At 67.5% G+C, this 15,377-nt stretch carries 19 protein-coding genes and 2 pseudogenes; 11 read left to right on the top strand and 10 right to left on the bottom strand.

The features are described from left to right. Positions 1-31: 31 nt before the first annotated feature. A complete protein-coding gene (locus ACHMWU_RS12125) occupies positions 32-589 on the top strand; it encodes a TetR-like C-terminal domain-containing protein (RefSeq protein ID WP_396043983.1) in 558 nt (185 codons plus the stop codon). A 138-nt stretch (positions 590-727) separates the two neighbouring features. Continuing rightward, positions 728-1,330 (top strand): hypothetical protein, encoded by a 603-nt coding sequence (locus ACHMWU_RS12120; RefSeq protein ID WP_396043981.1) that lies wholly within the window; start codon positions 728-730, stop codon positions 1,328-1,330. Positions 1,331-1,421: 91 nt separating this feature from the next. Here the strand turns inward: ACHMWU_RS12120 and mfd are convergent. The 4 genes and pseudogenes from mfd to ACHMWU_RS12100 all read right to left on the bottom strand — a co-directional run bounded on the left by mfd (position 1,422) and on the right by ACHMWU_RS12100 (position 6,171). Further along, positions 1,422-4,951, bottom strand: a pseudogene (gene mfd / locus ACHMWU_RS12115) (transcription-repair coupling factor). A gap of 33 nt (positions 4,952-4,984) precedes the next feature. Further along, positions 4,985-5,550 (bottom strand): annotated as a pseudogene (gene pth, locus ACHMWU_RS12110) (aminoacyl-tRNA hydrolase). A 10-nt stretch (positions 5,551-5,560) separates the two neighbouring features. Further along, positions 5,561-6,025, bottom strand: a complete 465-nt coding sequence (locus ACHMWU_RS12105; protein ID WP_396043979.1) for a 50S ribosomal protein L25 — start codon at positions 6,023-6,025, stop codon at positions 5,561-5,563. Next, positions 5,992-6,171: a hypothetical protein gene (locus ACHMWU_RS12100; RefSeq protein ID WP_396043977.1), complete on the bottom strand. Its 180-nt coding sequence runs from the start codon at positions 6,169-6,171 to the stop codon at positions 5,992-5,994. The genes ACHMWU_RS12105 and ACHMWU_RS12100 overlap by 34 nt, the downstream gene beginning before the upstream one ends. 272 nt (positions 6,172-6,443) lie before the next feature. On the opposite strand from ACHMWU_RS12100, the gene ACHMWU_RS12095 reads away from it, so the two are divergent. The 5 genes from ACHMWU_RS12095 to ACHMWU_RS12075 all read left to right on the top strand — a co-directional run bounded on the left by ACHMWU_RS12095 (position 6,444) and on the right by ACHMWU_RS12075 (position 10,172). After that, positions 6,444-7,076 (top strand): hypothetical protein, encoded by a 633-nt coding sequence (locus ACHMWU_RS12095; protein ID WP_396043974.1) that lies wholly within the window; start codon positions 6,444-6,446, stop codon positions 7,074-7,076. Then, positions 6,992-8,005 carry a sensor histidine kinase gene (locus ACHMWU_RS12090; RefSeq protein ID WP_396043972.1) on the top strand — a complete coding sequence of 338 codons (1,014 nt, stop codon included), beginning with the start codon at positions 6,992-6,994 and terminating at the stop codon, positions 8,003-8,005. The genes ACHMWU_RS12095 and ACHMWU_RS12090 overlap by 85 nt, the downstream gene beginning before the upstream one ends. Continuing rightward, on the top strand, positions 7,968-8,144 hold the full coding sequence (locus ACHMWU_RS12085) for an ATP-binding protein (protein ID WP_396043970.1): 177 nt from the start codon (positions 7,968-7,970) through the stop codon (positions 8,142-8,144). The genes ACHMWU_RS12090 and ACHMWU_RS12085 overlap by 38 nt, the downstream gene beginning before the upstream one ends. Before the next feature lie 17 nt (positions 8,145-8,161). Continuing rightward, positions 8,162-9,271, top strand: a complete 1,110-nt coding sequence (locus tag ACHMWU_RS12080) for a diguanylate cyclase (protein WP_396043968.1) — start codon at positions 8,162-8,164, stop codon at positions 9,269-9,271. A 142-nt stretch (positions 9,272-9,413) separates the two neighbouring features. Next, a complete protein-coding gene (locus ACHMWU_RS12075; RefSeq protein ID WP_396043966.1) occupies positions 9,414-10,172 on the top strand; it encodes a glycosyltransferase family 2 protein in 759 nt (252 codons plus the stop codon). A gap of 56 nt (positions 10,173-10,228) precedes the next feature. On the opposite strand, the gene ACHMWU_RS12070 is transcribed toward ACHMWU_RS12075, so the two are convergent. Next, a complete protein-coding gene (locus tag ACHMWU_RS12070) occupies positions 10,229-10,366 on the bottom strand; it encodes a hypothetical protein (protein WP_396043964.1) in 138 nt (45 codons plus the stop codon). Between ACHMWU_RS12070 and ACHMWU_RS12065 the strand changes: the two genes are divergently transcribed. Continuing rightward, positions 10,356-10,862 carry a hypothetical protein gene (locus tag ACHMWU_RS12065; protein ID WP_396043962.1) on the top strand — a complete coding sequence of 169 codons (507 nt, stop codon included), beginning with the start codon at positions 10,356-10,358 and terminating at the stop codon, positions 10,860-10,862. The two genes, ACHMWU_RS12070 and ACHMWU_RS12065, sit on opposite strands and share 11 nt — an antisense overlap. A 56-nt stretch (positions 10,863-10,918) precedes the next feature. After that, positions 10,919-11,632 (top strand): hypothetical protein, encoded by a 714-nt coding sequence (locus ACHMWU_RS12060; protein ID WP_396043960.1) that lies wholly within the window; start codon positions 10,919-10,921, stop codon positions 11,630-11,632. An 89-nt stretch (positions 11,633-11,721) separates the two neighbouring features. Here ACHMWU_RS12060 and ACHMWU_RS12055 read toward each other — a convergent pair whose 3' ends face one another. The 4 genes from ACHMWU_RS12055 to ACHMWU_RS12040 all read right to left on the bottom strand — a co-directional run bounded on the left by ACHMWU_RS12055 (position 11,722) and on the right by ACHMWU_RS12040 (position 13,709). Next, on the bottom strand, positions 11,722-12,210 hold the full coding sequence (locus ACHMWU_RS12055; RefSeq protein ID WP_396043958.1) for a winged helix-turn-helix domain-containing protein: 489 nt from the start codon (positions 12,208-12,210) through the stop codon (positions 11,722-11,724). Positions 12,211-12,298: 88 nt separating this feature from the next. Then, entirely contained in the window at positions 12,299-12,670 is a 372-nt protein-coding gene (locus ACHMWU_RS12050; RefSeq protein WP_396046692.1) for a response regulator transcription factor, read from the bottom strand. Positions 12,671-12,826: 156 nt separating this feature from the next. Further along, positions 12,827-13,063 carry a glycoside hydrolase family 6 protein gene (locus ACHMWU_RS12045; protein WP_396043956.1) on the bottom strand — a complete coding sequence of 79 codons (237 nt, stop codon included), beginning with the start codon at positions 13,061-13,063 and terminating at the stop codon, positions 12,827-12,829. After that, positions 13,053-13,709, bottom strand: coding sequence for a glycoside hydrolase family 6 protein (locus ACHMWU_RS12040; RefSeq protein ID WP_396043954.1), 657 nt, complete (start codon positions 13,707-13,709; stop codon positions 13,053-13,055). Before ACHMWU_RS12040 ends, ACHMWU_RS12045 begins: the two co-directional genes overlap by 11 nt. Before the next feature lie 265 nt (positions 13,710-13,974). Here ACHMWU_RS12040 and ACHMWU_RS12035 point away from each other — a divergent pair, with 265 nt between their 5' ends. Beyond that, positions 13,975-14,652 carry a hypothetical protein gene (locus ACHMWU_RS12035; RefSeq protein WP_396043952.1) on the top strand — a complete coding sequence of 226 codons (678 nt, stop codon included), beginning with the start codon at positions 13,975-13,977 and terminating at the stop codon, positions 14,650-14,652. Beyond that, positions 14,649-15,185, top strand: coding sequence for a hypothetical protein (locus tag ACHMWU_RS12030; RefSeq protein WP_396043950.1), 537 nt, complete (start codon positions 14,649-14,651; stop codon positions 15,183-15,185). The genes ACHMWU_RS12035 and ACHMWU_RS12030 overlap by 4 nt, the downstream gene beginning before the upstream one ends. Here ACHMWU_RS12030 and ACHMWU_RS12025 read toward each other — a convergent pair. Further along, positions 15,172-15,330, bottom strand: a complete 159-nt coding sequence (locus ACHMWU_RS12025) for a hypothetical protein (RefSeq protein ID WP_396043948.1) — start codon at positions 15,328-15,330, stop codon at positions 15,172-15,174. The genes ACHMWU_RS12030 and ACHMWU_RS12025 overlap by 14 nt on opposite strands. Between the last annotated feature and the right edge of the window lie 47 nt (positions 15,331-15,377).

The following is a 15,377-nucleotide window of genomic DNA, read 5'->3' as shown; positions in this document are numbered from 1 at the left end:
CATTAGCAGTACATGCTGTATCGTTATGTCCGTGACCAAGACCGGACGGCCCCCGGGGCCCGCGAACGACACGGTCGCCACGGTGCTCACCGCGGCGCTGGAGCTTCTGCTGACCGAGGGCGCGGCCGCGCTGACGGCGCAGCGCCTGCACCAAGCGACGGGGGCGTCCCGGTCGACGATCTACCGACACTGGCCCACGTCGACCGATGTCCTTGCCGCGCTGATCGACGTCGCCCCCAGCCCACGTTGTACGCCCACAGGCGACGTGGCGCAAGACCTTCACGCGGAAGTCGACGCGCTGTGCAACCGGCTCCAGGACAAGCCCGTCGCGGCGTTCCTGCAGGCGCTCGCTGCGACCGCCGGACCAGACCCTGCGGCCGCAGATCTGCGGCGACGCTACGTCGAGGACCTGCTGGCGCCCTTCCAAGCCGTGCTGCACGACGCGGGGATGTCGCGGACCGCCGCAGACGACACGGTAGCCGCGATCGTCTCGCCGCTGCTCGTCGACGCGCTGCTCCTCGACCGGCCGACGGCCCGCGCTCGTGCGCACCGCGCGGTCGACCTGCACCTCGTGGAGATCGGCCCATGACGAACATGGTGGGCCCCCGCGCAGTATTTGGGGTGATCGTGCCCAGCACCAATACTGTCGTCGAGCACGACTACTGGCGCGCCGGCGTCGAGGGCGTCGCCTTCCGGGCCGGATCGATGTACATCGAGAACCCCCACGATGGACGGCGACGCGGGCTTCGAGGCGTTGCTGCTGCAGATCCGGGCCTCCATCGACACCGCGGTGCGGGATGCCCTCACTGCCGAGCCCGACCGGCTGGTCATGGGCATGTCGGCGGAGACGTTCTGGGGCGGCGTGGAAGGCAATGCGGCGTTCGAGCGCCGGTTGCGCGAGCGCACGGGGCTGCCGGTCACCACCGGCGCGAGCTCCTGTCGAGCGGCGCTCCAGGCGCTGGGCGTACGCCGGATCGCGGTGTTCTCGCCCTATCAGCCAGTGGCCGACCGCGAGGTGGGCCGCTTCTTCACCGAGGCGGGCTTCGACGTCGCCGCGATCACTGGGCTGCGCTGCTCGACCGCGACCGGCATCGCCCGCGTCGCGGAACCGCGGCTGCGCGAGGTCGTCGCCGAGCTCGACGGTCCGGACGTGGAGGCGATCGTGCAGGTGGGCACGAACCTGTCCTTCGTCGACCTCGCCGAGACACTGGAGGTCGAGCTCGGCAAGCCGGTCGTCGCCATCAACTCCGCCACGCTGTGGCACGCGCTGCGCGAGCACGGAATCGAGGACCCGGTCCACGGCGCGGGTGTTCTGCTGCGCGAGCACTGACGTCTCTGGTGCTGCGGGTGACAGCCACCGAGGACGAGGAACAGCGAGCACCGTAGGCCATGTGGGCCTGGAACGGCAGCCTCACCCGCTGTCAGTCGACGAGAGCTGGTGGCGGGATCAGCGTGTCGATGACGAGTCGGGTCCACTCCAGCAGCTCCCGGCCGACCAGCGGCTTGCCGCCCACTGGCGCAGTCTTCGGCCGCGGAACGAGCGCCACCTCGGCGGCGACCTTGTAGGTGCTGCGCGGATAGACCCGCTGCAACCGCATCTGGGCCGAGTCTGGCAGCACCATCGGCGCGAACCGGATGTTGGAGCCGGCTGCGGTGACCTCGGTCAGGCCGGCTTCGCGTACACGTACGCGCAACCGGGCGACGTCGAGCAGCACCTCGACGGTCTCGGGGGGCTTGCCGTACCGGTCGACCAGCTCGCCGCGGATCTCGTCGACGTCGGCCAGCGCCCGCACATCGGCGAGCCGCTTGTACATCTCGAGACGCAGACGTTCGCTGCCGACGTAGTCGTGCGGCAGGTGCGCCTCGATCGGCAGCTCGATCTTGACCTCGCGCTCAGGCTCGGCGTCGCCACGGAACTCGGCGACAGCCTCCCCCACGAGTCGCACGTACAGGTCGAAGCCGACGTCGGCGATGTGACCTGACTGCTCGCCGCCGAGCAAGTTGCCTGCACCACGGATCTCAAGGTCCTTCATCGCCACGGCCATGCCGCCACCGAGCTCGGAGTGCTGGGCGATCGTCGCCAACCGGTCGTGCGCGGTCTCGCTGAGCGGCTTCTCTGGCGGGTACAGGAAGTAGGCGTAGGCGCGTTCCCGCGAGCGCCCGACGCGACCCGCAGCTGGTGCAGCTGTGACAGGCCCAACGTGTCGGCACGTTCGATGATCATGGTGTTGGCGTTGGAGACGTCGAGGCCCGACTCGACGATCGTCGTGCAGACCAGGACGTCGTAGCGCTTCTCCCAGAAGTCGACCATGACCTCTTCGAGCCGGTGCTCGCCCATCTGGCCGTGCGCGGCAGCGACCCGCGCCTCCGGCACCAGCTCCTTGATACGAGCAACTGCCTTGTCGATGCTCTGCACCCGGTTGTGGATGTAGAAGGCCTGGCCTTCACGCAGCAGCTCCGCGACGGATCGCCGCAATCACCTGACGGTCCTCGTAGGCACCGACGAACGACAGCACAGGGTGCCGTTCTTCCGGCGGGGTCGCGATCGTGGACATCTCACGGATGCCGGTGATCGCCATCTCCAAGGTTCGCGGGATCGGCGTCGCCGACATCGACAGGACGTCGACCGCTGCGCGCAGCATCTTCATGGCTTCTTTGTGCTCGACGCCGAACCGCTGCTCCTCGTCGACGATCACGAGACCCAGGTCCTTGATCTTGACGCCAGGCTGCAGCAGCCGGTGGGTACCGATGACCATGTCGATCGACCCGTCGGCCAGACCGGCGAGCGTCTCCTTGGACTCCTTCTCGGTCTGGAACCGCGACAGCGGCTTCATGACGACCGGGAACTGTCCGAAACGTTCGGCGAACGTCGCAAAGTGCTGCTGGACGAGCAGCGTCGTCGGCACCAGCAGGATGACCTGCTTGCCGTCCTGGATCGCCTTGAACGCTGCCCTGACTGCGATCTCGGTCTTGCCGTAGCCGACGTCGCCGCAGACCAGGCGGTCCATCGGGACGGTCCGCTCCATGTCGCGCTTGACCTCGTCGATCGTGATCATCTGATCAGGGGTCTCGACGTAGGCGAAGGCGTCCTCGAGCTCGGCCTGCCACGGCGTGTCAGGACCGAAGGCGTGACCCTTCGTCGCCTGGCGGGCGGCATACAGCTTGATCAGCTCGCCGGCGATCTGCTTGACGGCCTTGCGGGCCTTGTTCTTGCGGTTGGTCCAGTCGGCACCGCCCAGGCGGTCGAGCGAAGGCGACTCTCCACCGACGTACCGGCTGATCTGGTCGAGCTGGTCCATGGGGACGACAACCGGTCCGGCGGATGCCCACGCTTCGACGCGCCATACTCCATGACCAGGTACTCACGTGCCGCGCCTTGCACGACTCGCTGCATCAGCTCGACGTAGCGGCCGACACCGTGCTGCTCGTGCACGACGAAGTCGCCGGGCTTGAGCTTCGAGCGGGTCGACCTGCTTGCGACGCCGGGCCGGCATCTTGCGTTCTGTGCGGTCGGCCGCCCGCTGACCCACCAGGTCGTCGTACGTCATGACGGCCAACGACAGCTCAGTCGACACGAAACCGTGGGCGAGCTCGCCGAGACTCACCTGCACGACCCGAGACGACGGTCCGGTGACCTCGTCGTCGAGCGTCGCTGCGACCCCGTTGTCGGTCAGCCACTCGACGGTGCGCTGCGCCTGACCGTGCCCGGGGGCCACGAACACGACCCGCATGTCGGACGCCGTCCAGCGCACGATGTCAGCCAACGCCGCCGACATGTCGCCGCGATAGGCCGCAGCCGCCTCGACGTCGATGACTCGCGTGCCCTCGTCGAGATCGACGTCGAGCCCGAACGGGGACTGGCTGAACCAGCTGTGGCCGAGCGTGAGCGCCTCGAGGCGAGCGTCGTCGAGCGAGTTGAACGCCGCAGACCCGAGATCGATCGGCGACTCCCCTCCGCCGGCCGCCGCAGCCCACGAGGCTTGCAGGAACTCTTCGCTCGTGGCCACCAGGTCGGCTGCCCGTGCCCGGATGCGCTCGGGATCCATCAGCAGCACCGCAGACTCCGGCGGCAGCAAGGAGGCCAACGTCTCCATCTCATCGACGAGCACCGGTGCCAAGGACTCCATGCCCTCGACGGCGTGGCCCTCCGACAGCTTGGTGAAGATCTCTGCCAACGAAGGATGGGCGACGGCCAGCTCGGCTGCGCGTCCCCGGACCTCGGCGGTCAGCAGCAGCGACGGCACGGCGGCGCCCACACCTGGTCGACCGCTTCGAGGGTCCGCTGGTCAGCGACAGCGAATCGACGGATCTCGTCGACCTCGTCGCCGAAGAACTCGATACGGAGCGGATGCTCCTCCGTCGGCGGGAAGACGTCGATGATGCCGCCACGCACCGCGAACTCGCCGCGTCGCTCGACCAGGTCGACCCGCGAATATGCCGCCGCAGCCAGATCGGCGACGACCTTGTCGAGCTCGACCTCTTCGCCCTTGCGCAGCTCACCGGCACCAGGTCGGCCAAGCCCTTGACCTGCGGCTGCAACAACGAGCGGATCGGCGCGACGATAACGCGCAGCGGTCCCGAGGCCGGAACCGACCGACGTCGGATGGACCAGCCGGCGCAGCACCGCGAGGCGGCGACCGACCGTGTCGGACCGGGGCGAGAGCCGTTCGTGCGGCAACGTCTCCCACGCCGGGTAGTACGCGACCGCATCAGCACCGAGCAGCGCAGCCAGCTGGGTCGTCAGGTCTTCGGCCTCGCGGGCCGTTGCCGTCGCGGCGACGACGGTCGACTGCTGGGCGAGCGCATAGGTCAGGAACGGTCGAAGCGGCTCCGGCGCCTGGATCTCCAGCGTCTTGAGACCATCAGCCCGGTCGGCGAGCACCTGGGCGATGCCCGGCTCGGACGCGACCAAGGACGCCAGGCGTTGCAGCTTGACCGTCGTGTCACCCATCAGCAGTTGCCAGCCTTCATCGGTTGCCGACCCTCATCGGTTGAAGGTGCTCTGCGTCTTCTCGAGCCCCACGGTGATGAGGCTCTCGATCGCATCAGCGGCCTCTTCGATGTAGGTCGGGAGGTCTTTGCGCTCCGTCGACGAGTACGACTTCAGCACGAAGTCGTGCACGTCCTGGCGTCCGGGCGGACGTCCGATGCCGACTCGCACACGGAAGAAGTCTCCGTGCCGAGCGACTGACGGATCGACTTCAGCCCGTTGTGACCGTTGTCGCCACCGCCGTGCTTGATGCGCAGCATGCCGAAGTCGATGTCGAGCTCGTCGTGGATCGCGACGACGTGATCGGCGTCGACGTCGTAGAACTTGGCGAGCGTGGACACCGGTCCACCGCTCTCGTTCATGTAGGTGCGCGCACGCCCCAGCACGACGCGCTCACCGACCAGTCGTCCTTCGACGACATCGGCCCGTCCCGACTTGTGCTTCTTCCACTGGCCGGACATGCGTGCGGCCAGTGCGTTGGCCACCATGTAGCCGATGTTGTGGCGGGTGCTGGCGTACGTCGGGCCCGGATTTCCGAGCCCGACGATCAACCAGGTCATTCAGTGACTCTCATTCGGCGGGAGCAGCAGCCTCAGCCTCGGCCGGAGCTGCGTCGTCAGCCTCGGCAGCGTCTTCCGTGCTCTCGACGGCAGCGGCCGTGACGTTGACGATCAGCAGGTCTTCGTCGACGGCGAGCGTCGTGCCCTTGGGCAGCTTGACCTCCTTGGCCAGGATCTGAGCGCCAGCCTCGAGGCCCTCGACCGACACGTCGAAGCCGTCGGGGATGTGCGTGGCCTCGGCCTCGACCGAGAGGGTCGAGTTCTCGAGCACGACCAGGTTGCCGCTGACGGCGTCGCCGACGACGTGGACGGGAACGTCGACCGTGACCTTCTCGCCCTTCTTGACGATCAGGAGGTCAGCGTGCTCGATGAAGCCCTTCAGCGGGTCGCGCTGAACCTGCTTGGGGATCGCCAGGTGCTTCTCGGAGCCCAGGTCGATCGTCAGCAGCGCGTTGGACTGCTTGAGCGCCAGCATGGCTGGTGGCCCGGGAGGGTCACGTGGACCGGGTCGGAACCGTGTCCGTAGAGGACGGCGGGAACCTTGTCGGCGCGACGGATGCGACGAGCAGCGCCCTTGCCGAACTCGGTGCGGGTCTCGGCAGAGATGTTGAGGTCAGCCACGGGGTATCTCCTGGTGTGAGTGCGTCTTGAAGATCAAGTCGTGAAGCAATGAAATGGTCGGTGGTCACCTGATCCGGCGCTCGACACAGCACTCCTGTGGAGCGCCCTGTCGATCACGGTCTGAACAGACCCTCGCCGAGGCAACTGAGGAAGTCTATCGCAGGGCAGGTACCGCGACGAAATCTGTCATCTCGCCACCGCTGTGCCCGTGCGTCCCTGCCCCTGACTGGGATACGGTACGCACCATGGAGGCGTCGCCAGATCGCGTACGCGTGTTCGACCGGTCAATCACCCGCTTCGGCGACAGCGTCTTCAAGTCGCAGGTGCTGCTGACCGGCGCGGTCGCGCTCGCCGTGCGCATCACGGTCGGCTTCGAGGACAACGACCTGCAAGATGGCGCCTCGTTCTTCTTCGGCCTGACGGCGATCTTGTGGATCACGATCCTGTCGGCGATCGTCCCTTGGTCACGGTTCCCGCCTGCCTGGCAGGCTGTCGTCCCGCTGATGGACATCGCTGCGATCGCGATGCTTCGGCTGGCCGAGCCGCAGAGCGGTTTCGGGATCCTGCTGATCTTCCCGGTCATCTGGCTGTCCACCGCCTTCGGCTCGCGGGGCAGCATCACCGGGACGCTGTTCGCCGGCAGCCTGCTGTGGATGCAGGTCGGCCTGTCAGAGCTCGACGTCTCGTGGCTTCCGCTCACCTCGACGACACCGGCCGCGACCGCGAGCCTGACCGTCGCGCTGGCGTTCGTGGCAGCAGTGACCCACACGACCGCCCGACGGGTCGAGTCCCAGCGAGGCTGCTGCGCCGTCAGACCCGGATGCTCGAGAAGGCGCTGTACCGCACCCGCATCCAGGAGCAGACGGTGCGGGAGGCCTTCGATGCCGTCGAGTTCGCCGTCATGAGCCTCGACATCACGGGCACGATGCTGACCGCCAACCGGGCGACTCGTTCGCTGCTGACCCAGATCGGCCTGCCGCCGAACACACCGTGGAGACGTTTTCCGCTCTATCACGCCGACAAGACGACGCCAGTTGCTCCCGACGACATGCCCGACGTCCGGGTCCTCGCCGGCGCGACGGTCGACGGTCAGACCTACTGGATCGGCCACCTGACCGGCACCCGGTTCGCGATCGACGTGAGTGCCCGCCTGTTGCACAACGAGCAGGGCGAGGTCGACCGGGTCGTCGTCGTCCTGCGCGACGTCTCTGCCGAAGTACGCGCGATCACTGACCGCGACGACCTGGTCACCTCGATGTCCCACGCGCTGCGCACCCCGTTGAGCTCGGTGCTGGGCTACGTCGACCTGGCCCTCGAGGTCGACGGACTGCCCGAACCGGCCCGCGAGATGCTCGACATCGCCCTGACCAGCACCCAACGCGTCAACACCCTGGTCAGCGATCTGCTCGCCGCACGCTCGACCAGTCCGGCCAACGCCATCTCGCTCAAGCTTCACGACTGTGACATCGCCGCTCTCGTCGCCGAGTCGATCGACTCGGTGCGGGTCCTGGCCGCCGACCGGCTGATCCCGATCACCTTGGACGCCGGCACCGACCTGCGGGCCATGGCCGATGCCTTCAGGCTGCGCCAGGTCGTCGACAACCTGCTGTCCAACGCCATCAAGTACAACCGCATCGGCGGACGCATCGCAGTCACAGCCCGTGGCGTGGCCGACCCGGACGGCGTGCAGAAGGTCGAGCGACCAGTCGCCGACAACGGGCGCGGCATGACCGCCGAGGAGCAGAAGGGCCTGTTCGAACGCTTCTACCGTGCGCGACTCCGTCCGCGGCTCGACCGTGCACGGCACGGGGCTCGGCCTGAGCATCTCTCGTGAGATCGTCCTGCGGCACGGCGGCACGATCGAGGTGGCCAGCGAGCCCGGAGTCGGCACCGAGGTGCTCGTCCAGCTTCCAGTCGCCGGTCCCCCCGCCGTCCCTTCGCCCATCACCGCGCCCCTGCCCGAGGAGAACTGACGGCCATGGATCTTGACATGACGACCCTGCTCACCTGCTGCGCCTTGGCGACGGTGACGGTCGCGGCGGTGTTCGCGACGACCGCCGCGCTGCGCCACAACGACGAGGCGAACCGTGCCTGGGTCGCGGGCCTGGCCAGCGCGATGTGCGCAACGGGACTCGCGGCGATCTACGGGCTGGACGACTCGACGCCGTCGCTGGTGGTCGCCACGATCGATGCTTCGTCGGTGTTCTCGGTCGGCGCGATCTGGTCGGGGTGCCGGGCCCTCGACGGACGCGCCCGCTCCCTGATCTGGATCCCGCTCCTCGCAGCGCTGCTGACGGCACTGCCGACCGTCATCGCGGGCAGACCGGTCGACCTCGACCTGAGCTCGACACTGCGTCTCGGCGTGACCGGGTTCGCTGCCTGGCTGTGCGCGATCCAGCTGATGCGTGGCGGCATGCGGCTCAACCTCAACAGCCGCATCCTCCAGGTCGTGCTGTTCACGTTCGGTGGGTGGTACCTGGCCGCGGCAGCCGTCTATGCGGCCGCCGACTCCCCGGTGGCGCAGCGCCCCACGGTCGAGAGCACGATCTTGCCGTTCACGGCGCTGTTCGTCGTCACCGCGATCTGCCTGTCGGCGCTCCGGGTCGAGCGGGCGGGCAACTGGTGGTCGATGAACGCCGAGACAGCACGTCGAACCAACCTGGCCGTGCTGACGCCCGAGCCGTTCCGCGACGACGCCCGCGACCGCATCGAGCGCGCGACCATGACCGGTCGGCACGTCGCACTCGTGCTGGCCGAGATCGACGCCCTCGACGAGCTCAACACCGCATTCGGCCGCGAGACCGGCGACAGCGCGATGATGCACTTCACCCAGCTGCTGCGCTCCCGGGTACCGGCCAGCGCCCTCATCGGGCACCTTGGCGCCGGTCGGTTCGCCATCTTGACCGTCATGACCTCGGCCGATCTTCCGTCCAACATCGTGGCGGCGATCCGTACCGGCCTGCTCGACGCCTCGATCGGCGAGGACATGGAGATCCGCATCGACGCGAGCTTCGGCACGAGTCACACCGCCGACATCGCAGCGACGTTCGAGTCGCTGCTCGCCCAGGCGACCGACGACCTCGAGCGCGCCCACACGTGACCGGGCTTCGCTGGACGTCCAATGGCCGGAATTAACTGACCAAATCTTGAGGCAACGCTGAGCAAAGCCTGATCTGGACCGGTCATGCTGGACGTACCAGGATTTTTCCCGGCCATCTCGGCCTTTGAGGAGCAGCACGTGAGTGACGACGGCATCGGGTACGCCCACCGAACCCCCTTCGCCCCACCCCGACATGCATCGGTACGCCGACGAGTTCCTCGCAGGTATCGAGGCCCTCCCCACGTACCGATCGACCGTCGGCTGCGTGATCCCGGCGTACAACGAGGAAGAGGCCATCGCCAGCGTGCTCGACTCGCTGCTGGCCCAGACCTTGCTGCCCGACGCGATCCACGTCATCGTCAACAACACGACCGATGCGACGGTCGAGATCGCCAGCCACTACGCCGGCCTGCACACGCGCGGCGAGGGCCGTGACGAGCAGTGCACCGAGGTCTTCGTCCACGACATCGGCGAGAACCCCGACAAGAAGGTTGGCGCGCTCAACTACGGCTTCACCCTCGTCGAGGGCATGGACTACCTGCTGGGCGTCGACGGCGACACGACCGCGCACCCGCAGGCCATCGAGTTCCTCGTCCAGGAGATCCAGGACGACGAGCGCATCGGCGGCATCTCGGCGATCTACAGCATCGACGACAGCGGCCTCGACACCATGATGAGCAAGTTCCTGATCGCCGGCCAGCGCGCCCAGTTCGCTGCGTTCAACATGCAGAACCTGCTGCGTGGACGCAACATGGCGGTCCTCGGCGGCCAGTACTCCATCTTCTCGATGGAGGCGCTGCGCCGGGTCGTGGTGCAGACGCACCAGCGGTACCCGTGGTCCGCGACAGCGAGATCGAGGACTCCCTGCTGTCGCTGCAGATCAAGAGCGCCGGCTACCTGACCAAGATCAGCGCCCGTGCCCGCGCCAACGTCGGTGGCATGACGACGCTGCGGTCGCTAGACGCCCAGCAGGTCAAGTGGAACACCGGGGCGATCGACCTGATGTGGCCCGGCCAGCGCGGCGACACCAAAGGACAGCCCCTTCACCCCAACCTGCCGGCTGCGTTGGTTCGAGAACATCTCGATGGCGACCAACGGCTTCACCCGCATGGTCTTCTTCTTCCTGCTCATCACCTCGCTGATGCTCAACGCATTCGTGTTCGTGATCCTGTGGGCCGTGCCGTCGATCATGGCGACGCTGCTGAACCTGCGCACCGCCCACGCGATGGAGAATCCCAACCGGCGCGACTACCTGTTCGCGCTGCTGTTCATCCCGGCCGAGCTCTACATGTGGGTGCGGCTGGGGCACTTCGCCCGGTCGTGGACCAAGTTCGCGAGCAGCTCCCAGACCGACAACTGGGCGCTGCAGGCCAAGGCCGAGAGCGGCGGCGGTGGCCACGCCCACCTGCTGCCGATCGGCATCATGCTCTTCATCCTCGCGACGGCGGTCGCTATCTGGGCGCAGCTGCCGACCGGGCTGCAGTCCGATGTGCTGCTGGGCGGCTGGACCGTGCTCGGCGTCGTCACGATCCTGCAGACGGCCTGGATGGCCACCAAGCTCATGCGCCGCTACAAGGGGTTCAAGGCATGACCGACTCCCGCCACCGCGACTCTTCTTCCGCTACTTCTTCTGCCAGGAGCCTTCCCGTGCCCACTGCCCTCCGCCGCCGCGTGTCCGCCGTGGTCGCCGTCCTCGTCGCCCTCGTCATGTTGACGGCGTGCAGCCTCAGCGACTTCAGCCCCACCGACACCCCGCAGGCGTCGCCGACTCCGACACCGTCGCCGACCCCGACGTTCGACTCGCAGTTCACCCGCGACGGAACGTTCCAGTCGCATGTCGACATCGACGGAGTCGACTTCGTCTACACGATCTGGCCCACCAAGTCGACGCCTCGGACCAATCTGTGGTTCCCCAAGGGCAACAAGTACTTCTCGTTCACGTTGCAGGCCTATGACCTCGACCAGGAGCTGCGGGACAAGTTCAAGACCAAGCGCAAGGTGTGGCTCGACCGCATCCGGGTCGACTCCGAGACGACGACGAAGTCAGGAGCCGTCGAACGGCCGTACCAGCTCAACGCCCGCGCCAAGCGCATCACCTTCGACCCCGAGCCGGTCACCAACAAGAACGGCATGCTCATCACGTCGCCCAAGGGTGCGTTCGAGCTGCGCAACCAGCAGATCGGCGATCTCGCGATGGACACCAAGGGCGTGACGCTGATCTTCCGGGCGACCGTCTGGATCCAGCGGTCAGCCGGTTCGAAGTCGTACTACAAGGAGACGATCCGTCAGAGCGTCCCGATCGCGATCTTCCAGTCGGGCCAGCCGACCGAGGTCACCAAGATCCCGGTCAACGCCAACTGACCCTGCCCGTCGCGCTGACCCTGCCCGTCGAGCTTGTCGAGACGCGCAGGGTCAGCCCTTTCGACACGCTCGAGGGACGAGCGACCAGCTCAGGCGTCGTCGCGCTCGGAAGCCATCCGGTAGCCCACTCCGCGAACCGTCTCGATCAACCGCGGCGTCGCCGTCGAGTCACCGATCTTGCGACGCAGGTTGGCCATGTGCACCTCGACAGCGCGCTTGTCGGCATCGTTGACGTAGTAGGTCGTCACGTAGGTCTCGCCGCGCAGGGCAAGCACCAGATCGGCCTTGCTGCGCACGCGCCGACCAGAGCCCATCAGGGTGGCCAGCAGGTCGAACTCGCTGCGCGTCAGCTCGATGCTGCGGCCGTCGACCTGCGTCAGGCGGGTGTGGCTGTTGAGGCTCAGGCCCTGGTGCTCGAGCCACCCGTCAGCATCCGGAACCGCCGCTGATCCACGCTGGTGGACGGCCGCGGGTGCGGCAGGCTCCGGCTCGTGGACGGGTTGGCGCGGAGCACGCTGCGGCGGGGCCGACGGCGTGCGCACAGGTTCGGGGACGATCTGAGGGGCCTGCTCGTACACGGGCTGGTGCACGGTCGGGCGTGCAGGCTGCTGGACCGGCTCCGCCGGCTGGTGCACGGCTGGACGGGCTCGGTGCAGGGGTTCGGGCTCACGGACGGGGGCGGGCGCCTGGTAGCAGCTCCTCGGCCGCCTGGGCCACCGCGCCGACACCGACGCGCTCGCGGGGGCGTCGCATCATGGTCTCGATCCGAGCCCGCAGCTCGCGCGGCCGGAACGGCTTCAGCAGATAGTCGTCGGCGCCGGAGTCGAGTCCCTGCACGATGTCGATCTCGTCAGCCAGGGCCGTGAGCATCACGATGTACGTCGAGCTGAACTCACGGATCCTCTTGGCGGCAGCGAAGCCGTCCATGCCGGGCATCGAGACGTCGAGGGTCGTCAAGATCGGGTTGTAGGTGCGGACAGCGTCGATCCCGTCCTCACCGTTGGACGTCATGATGGTCTCGAAACCACTCTGCGTCAGGACCGTCTTCAGCAGATGACGGACGTCGGCATCATCCTCGATGATGACCGCAAGTTTTTCTACTCCCTCTCCATGGCGCTCATGCTAGCCGTCACACGCCGTTACCACGCGGTCAATAAATAAAAAGAGTGTGTGATTCTCGCCAACTCGCGTCGGTCACCACCCGGCATTGGCAGCCAGCTCGAGGGCCCGTTCGGTCCAGAACTCACCGGCCGGCGGCCCTCCCCCGCACTCGCCGTCGCTCTCGCCGGGCGGTTTGATCCACAGGTAGGCATCGAGGCTCCCTGCGGTGCCAGCCTGCGGCTCGGGCCCCAGGGCCCGACCGCTCGGATTGCACCACTCGCCGTTCGACCCGGCACCGTTGCGGCTCGTGTCGATGACGTCAGCTGGCATCTCCCAGCGCCGCCTTGACCTGCTCGGCGTAGTCCCGCTCGTCCTCGACCGACTCGTAGCCTGCGACATTGGTCGAGAAGCCACGGGCGTCCTCGACCCCCGCTGCCGTCAGCATCGTGGCCATCTCGGTCGGATCGACCCAGTGCGCGTGACCGGCGTCGACGTAGACCGCGGGCCCGCCATCGGTCAGCTCCTGCACGGCCTCGCGCAACAACGTCGTCCGCTGGTCGACCTGGTCGCACTCCGACGCCGTCGCCAGGGCGTCGGGCTCCAAGATCACGGCAGACCGCGAGCCGGCCGCATCGGCGATGCGCTCGACCCACTCCTCGTACTGGTCGGGTGACAGGCCACCGCTGGACTCTCCGCCCACGCAGTCACGATCGGTGATGCCATAGACGACGAAGACGGCCGTCCGGTCGGTCGTGTCAGCCTGCTTGGCCGACTCGGCCACGACATCGCCCACCTGGTCGATCGGATACGCCTCAGGAGTCAGCCAGATGGCGGTCGGAACGCCGGCGAGCCGGGTGAGGATCTCGCCGTCGGCGCCAGACGCGCTGGCGGCCGCACGGGATGCAGCGGAGACCGACGGGACCATCGGGTCGCGTTCAGCGAACGGATTGACCTCTTGCGACGAGCCGCTGAGCATCGAGGCTGGCGCCTTTGGCCACCAAGAAGACGACCAGGAAGATGACGAGCGGAGCCACCAGCAGGAGAGGCAGACGTACGCCTGTTGCTGCACCGGATGATCTGGCCGCCATCGTCCCTCTTCTCGACGCACCGGCCGCTGCCGACACCTGTCACGAACGGACAGATCGTATCTGTTCGGACATTGTCACCCATGACCCGCCCAGGCGTTAAAATCAGTGCAGCCGCCGAGCGATTTCCGCTGCTGGGCCGAGGGAGAGCACACCATGATCGGATTTCGTCGCGCCTGTGCGACTGCGCTGTCCGCCCTGCTGGTCATCGGCGGGCTGGCCGCGACCAATGTCGCGGCCGAAGCCGCGGGCAACCCCAAGATCCGAGGCTACGTCACCGACACGTCCGGCAAGGCTGCCCGCACCATGACGGTGCGGTTGTTCCGCTCCAACGCCGATGACAGCAACTGGCAGTACCTGCGCAACGTCAACGTGCGGTCGTCAGGTGCGTACGAGGTAGCGACGAACGGCCCTGGCCGATACCACCTGCAGCTGGTCGACCGTCGCCCCGCGTACGACCTGAACTCGTACGCCCGAGTCCCCCAACGTCAACGTCAACGTCGGCAAGACAGCCGTCTTCAAGAACGTCCGGGTCCGGGTCGGTGGCGCCATCGGCGGCACCGTGAAGGTGCGCGGCAAGTCCCGCTACAAAGGTGCCGCGAGCGCAACCGTCAGGGCCATCAGCAACGAGGGCCAGGTGTACGACGTCACGGCCGACCGCACGGGGCAGTTCGCGCTCGGCGGCCTGACCGCTGGGACGTACCGCGTCTTCGCCTACGACAAGAGCAACCGGCGCGTGGGGTCCAGCAAGCCGTGCGCAAGGTCAAGCTGCGCTCGTTCCGCAAGGTGTCGTTCAAGCGCGGACCAAGCCGAGCGCCTACCGCGGATTCGTGACGGTCGGCGACGGCAACGCGCTCGCCAGGGGCTCGATGACCGTCACCGCCGTCAACAAGCGCACCGGCGAGTTCTGGGTGCGCCGGATCAGCGGTGGCGCCCTGTCGCTGCGCGGACTGACCAGCGGCTCCTACACGCTCACGGTGCCTGACACGAACGGCTACTTCGGCCGCACCGTCCACCTGCCGCGCGTGCGGGCCGGACAGACCCGAGCGGTCAGCATCAACCTGCCGACCCGCGGCGGCACGTTCACCGGCACGGTGCGCGACCAAGACGGGGTCACGGCGCTCAAGAACGCCAGCATCCGCCTCAGGACCGCCGACGGCCGGGTCTGGGAGACCACCACGAACGCTTCGGGACGGTTCTCGATCGGCGGCACGCTGCGCGGACCGTTGTCAGGCATCACCATCACGGTCCTGACCTACGGCAGATCGGCGAGTACACCTACGTCTCCAAGACGTTCAGTGGTCAGACGATTCGCAACAACGTCAACGTCGAGCTGCACGATCCCGACCGCAACTACATCGCGTTGACGCGCGTGGTCACCCCGACGCCGACACCGACCGCGACGACTCCGACACCTACCGCGACGACGCCCTCGCCGACCGAATCAACGCCGACGCCGACAGCCACGACCCCCACGCCGACAGCCACCACGCCGACGCCGACTACACCCACGACCAGCCCGACGCCGGTCCCGTGACGAACAACAGCACCACCACCCT

Origin of the sequence: Aeromicrobium sp. UC242_57 (assembly GCF_044452305.1) — a bacterium.
In the GTDB taxonomy this organism is placed as follows: Bacteria; Actinomycetota; Actinomycetes; order Propionibacteriales; family Nocardioidaceae; genus Aeromicrobium.
The sequence above is the reverse complement of the archived record's forward strand: the minus strand, read 5'-3'. Positions and strand labels throughout refer to the sequence as shown.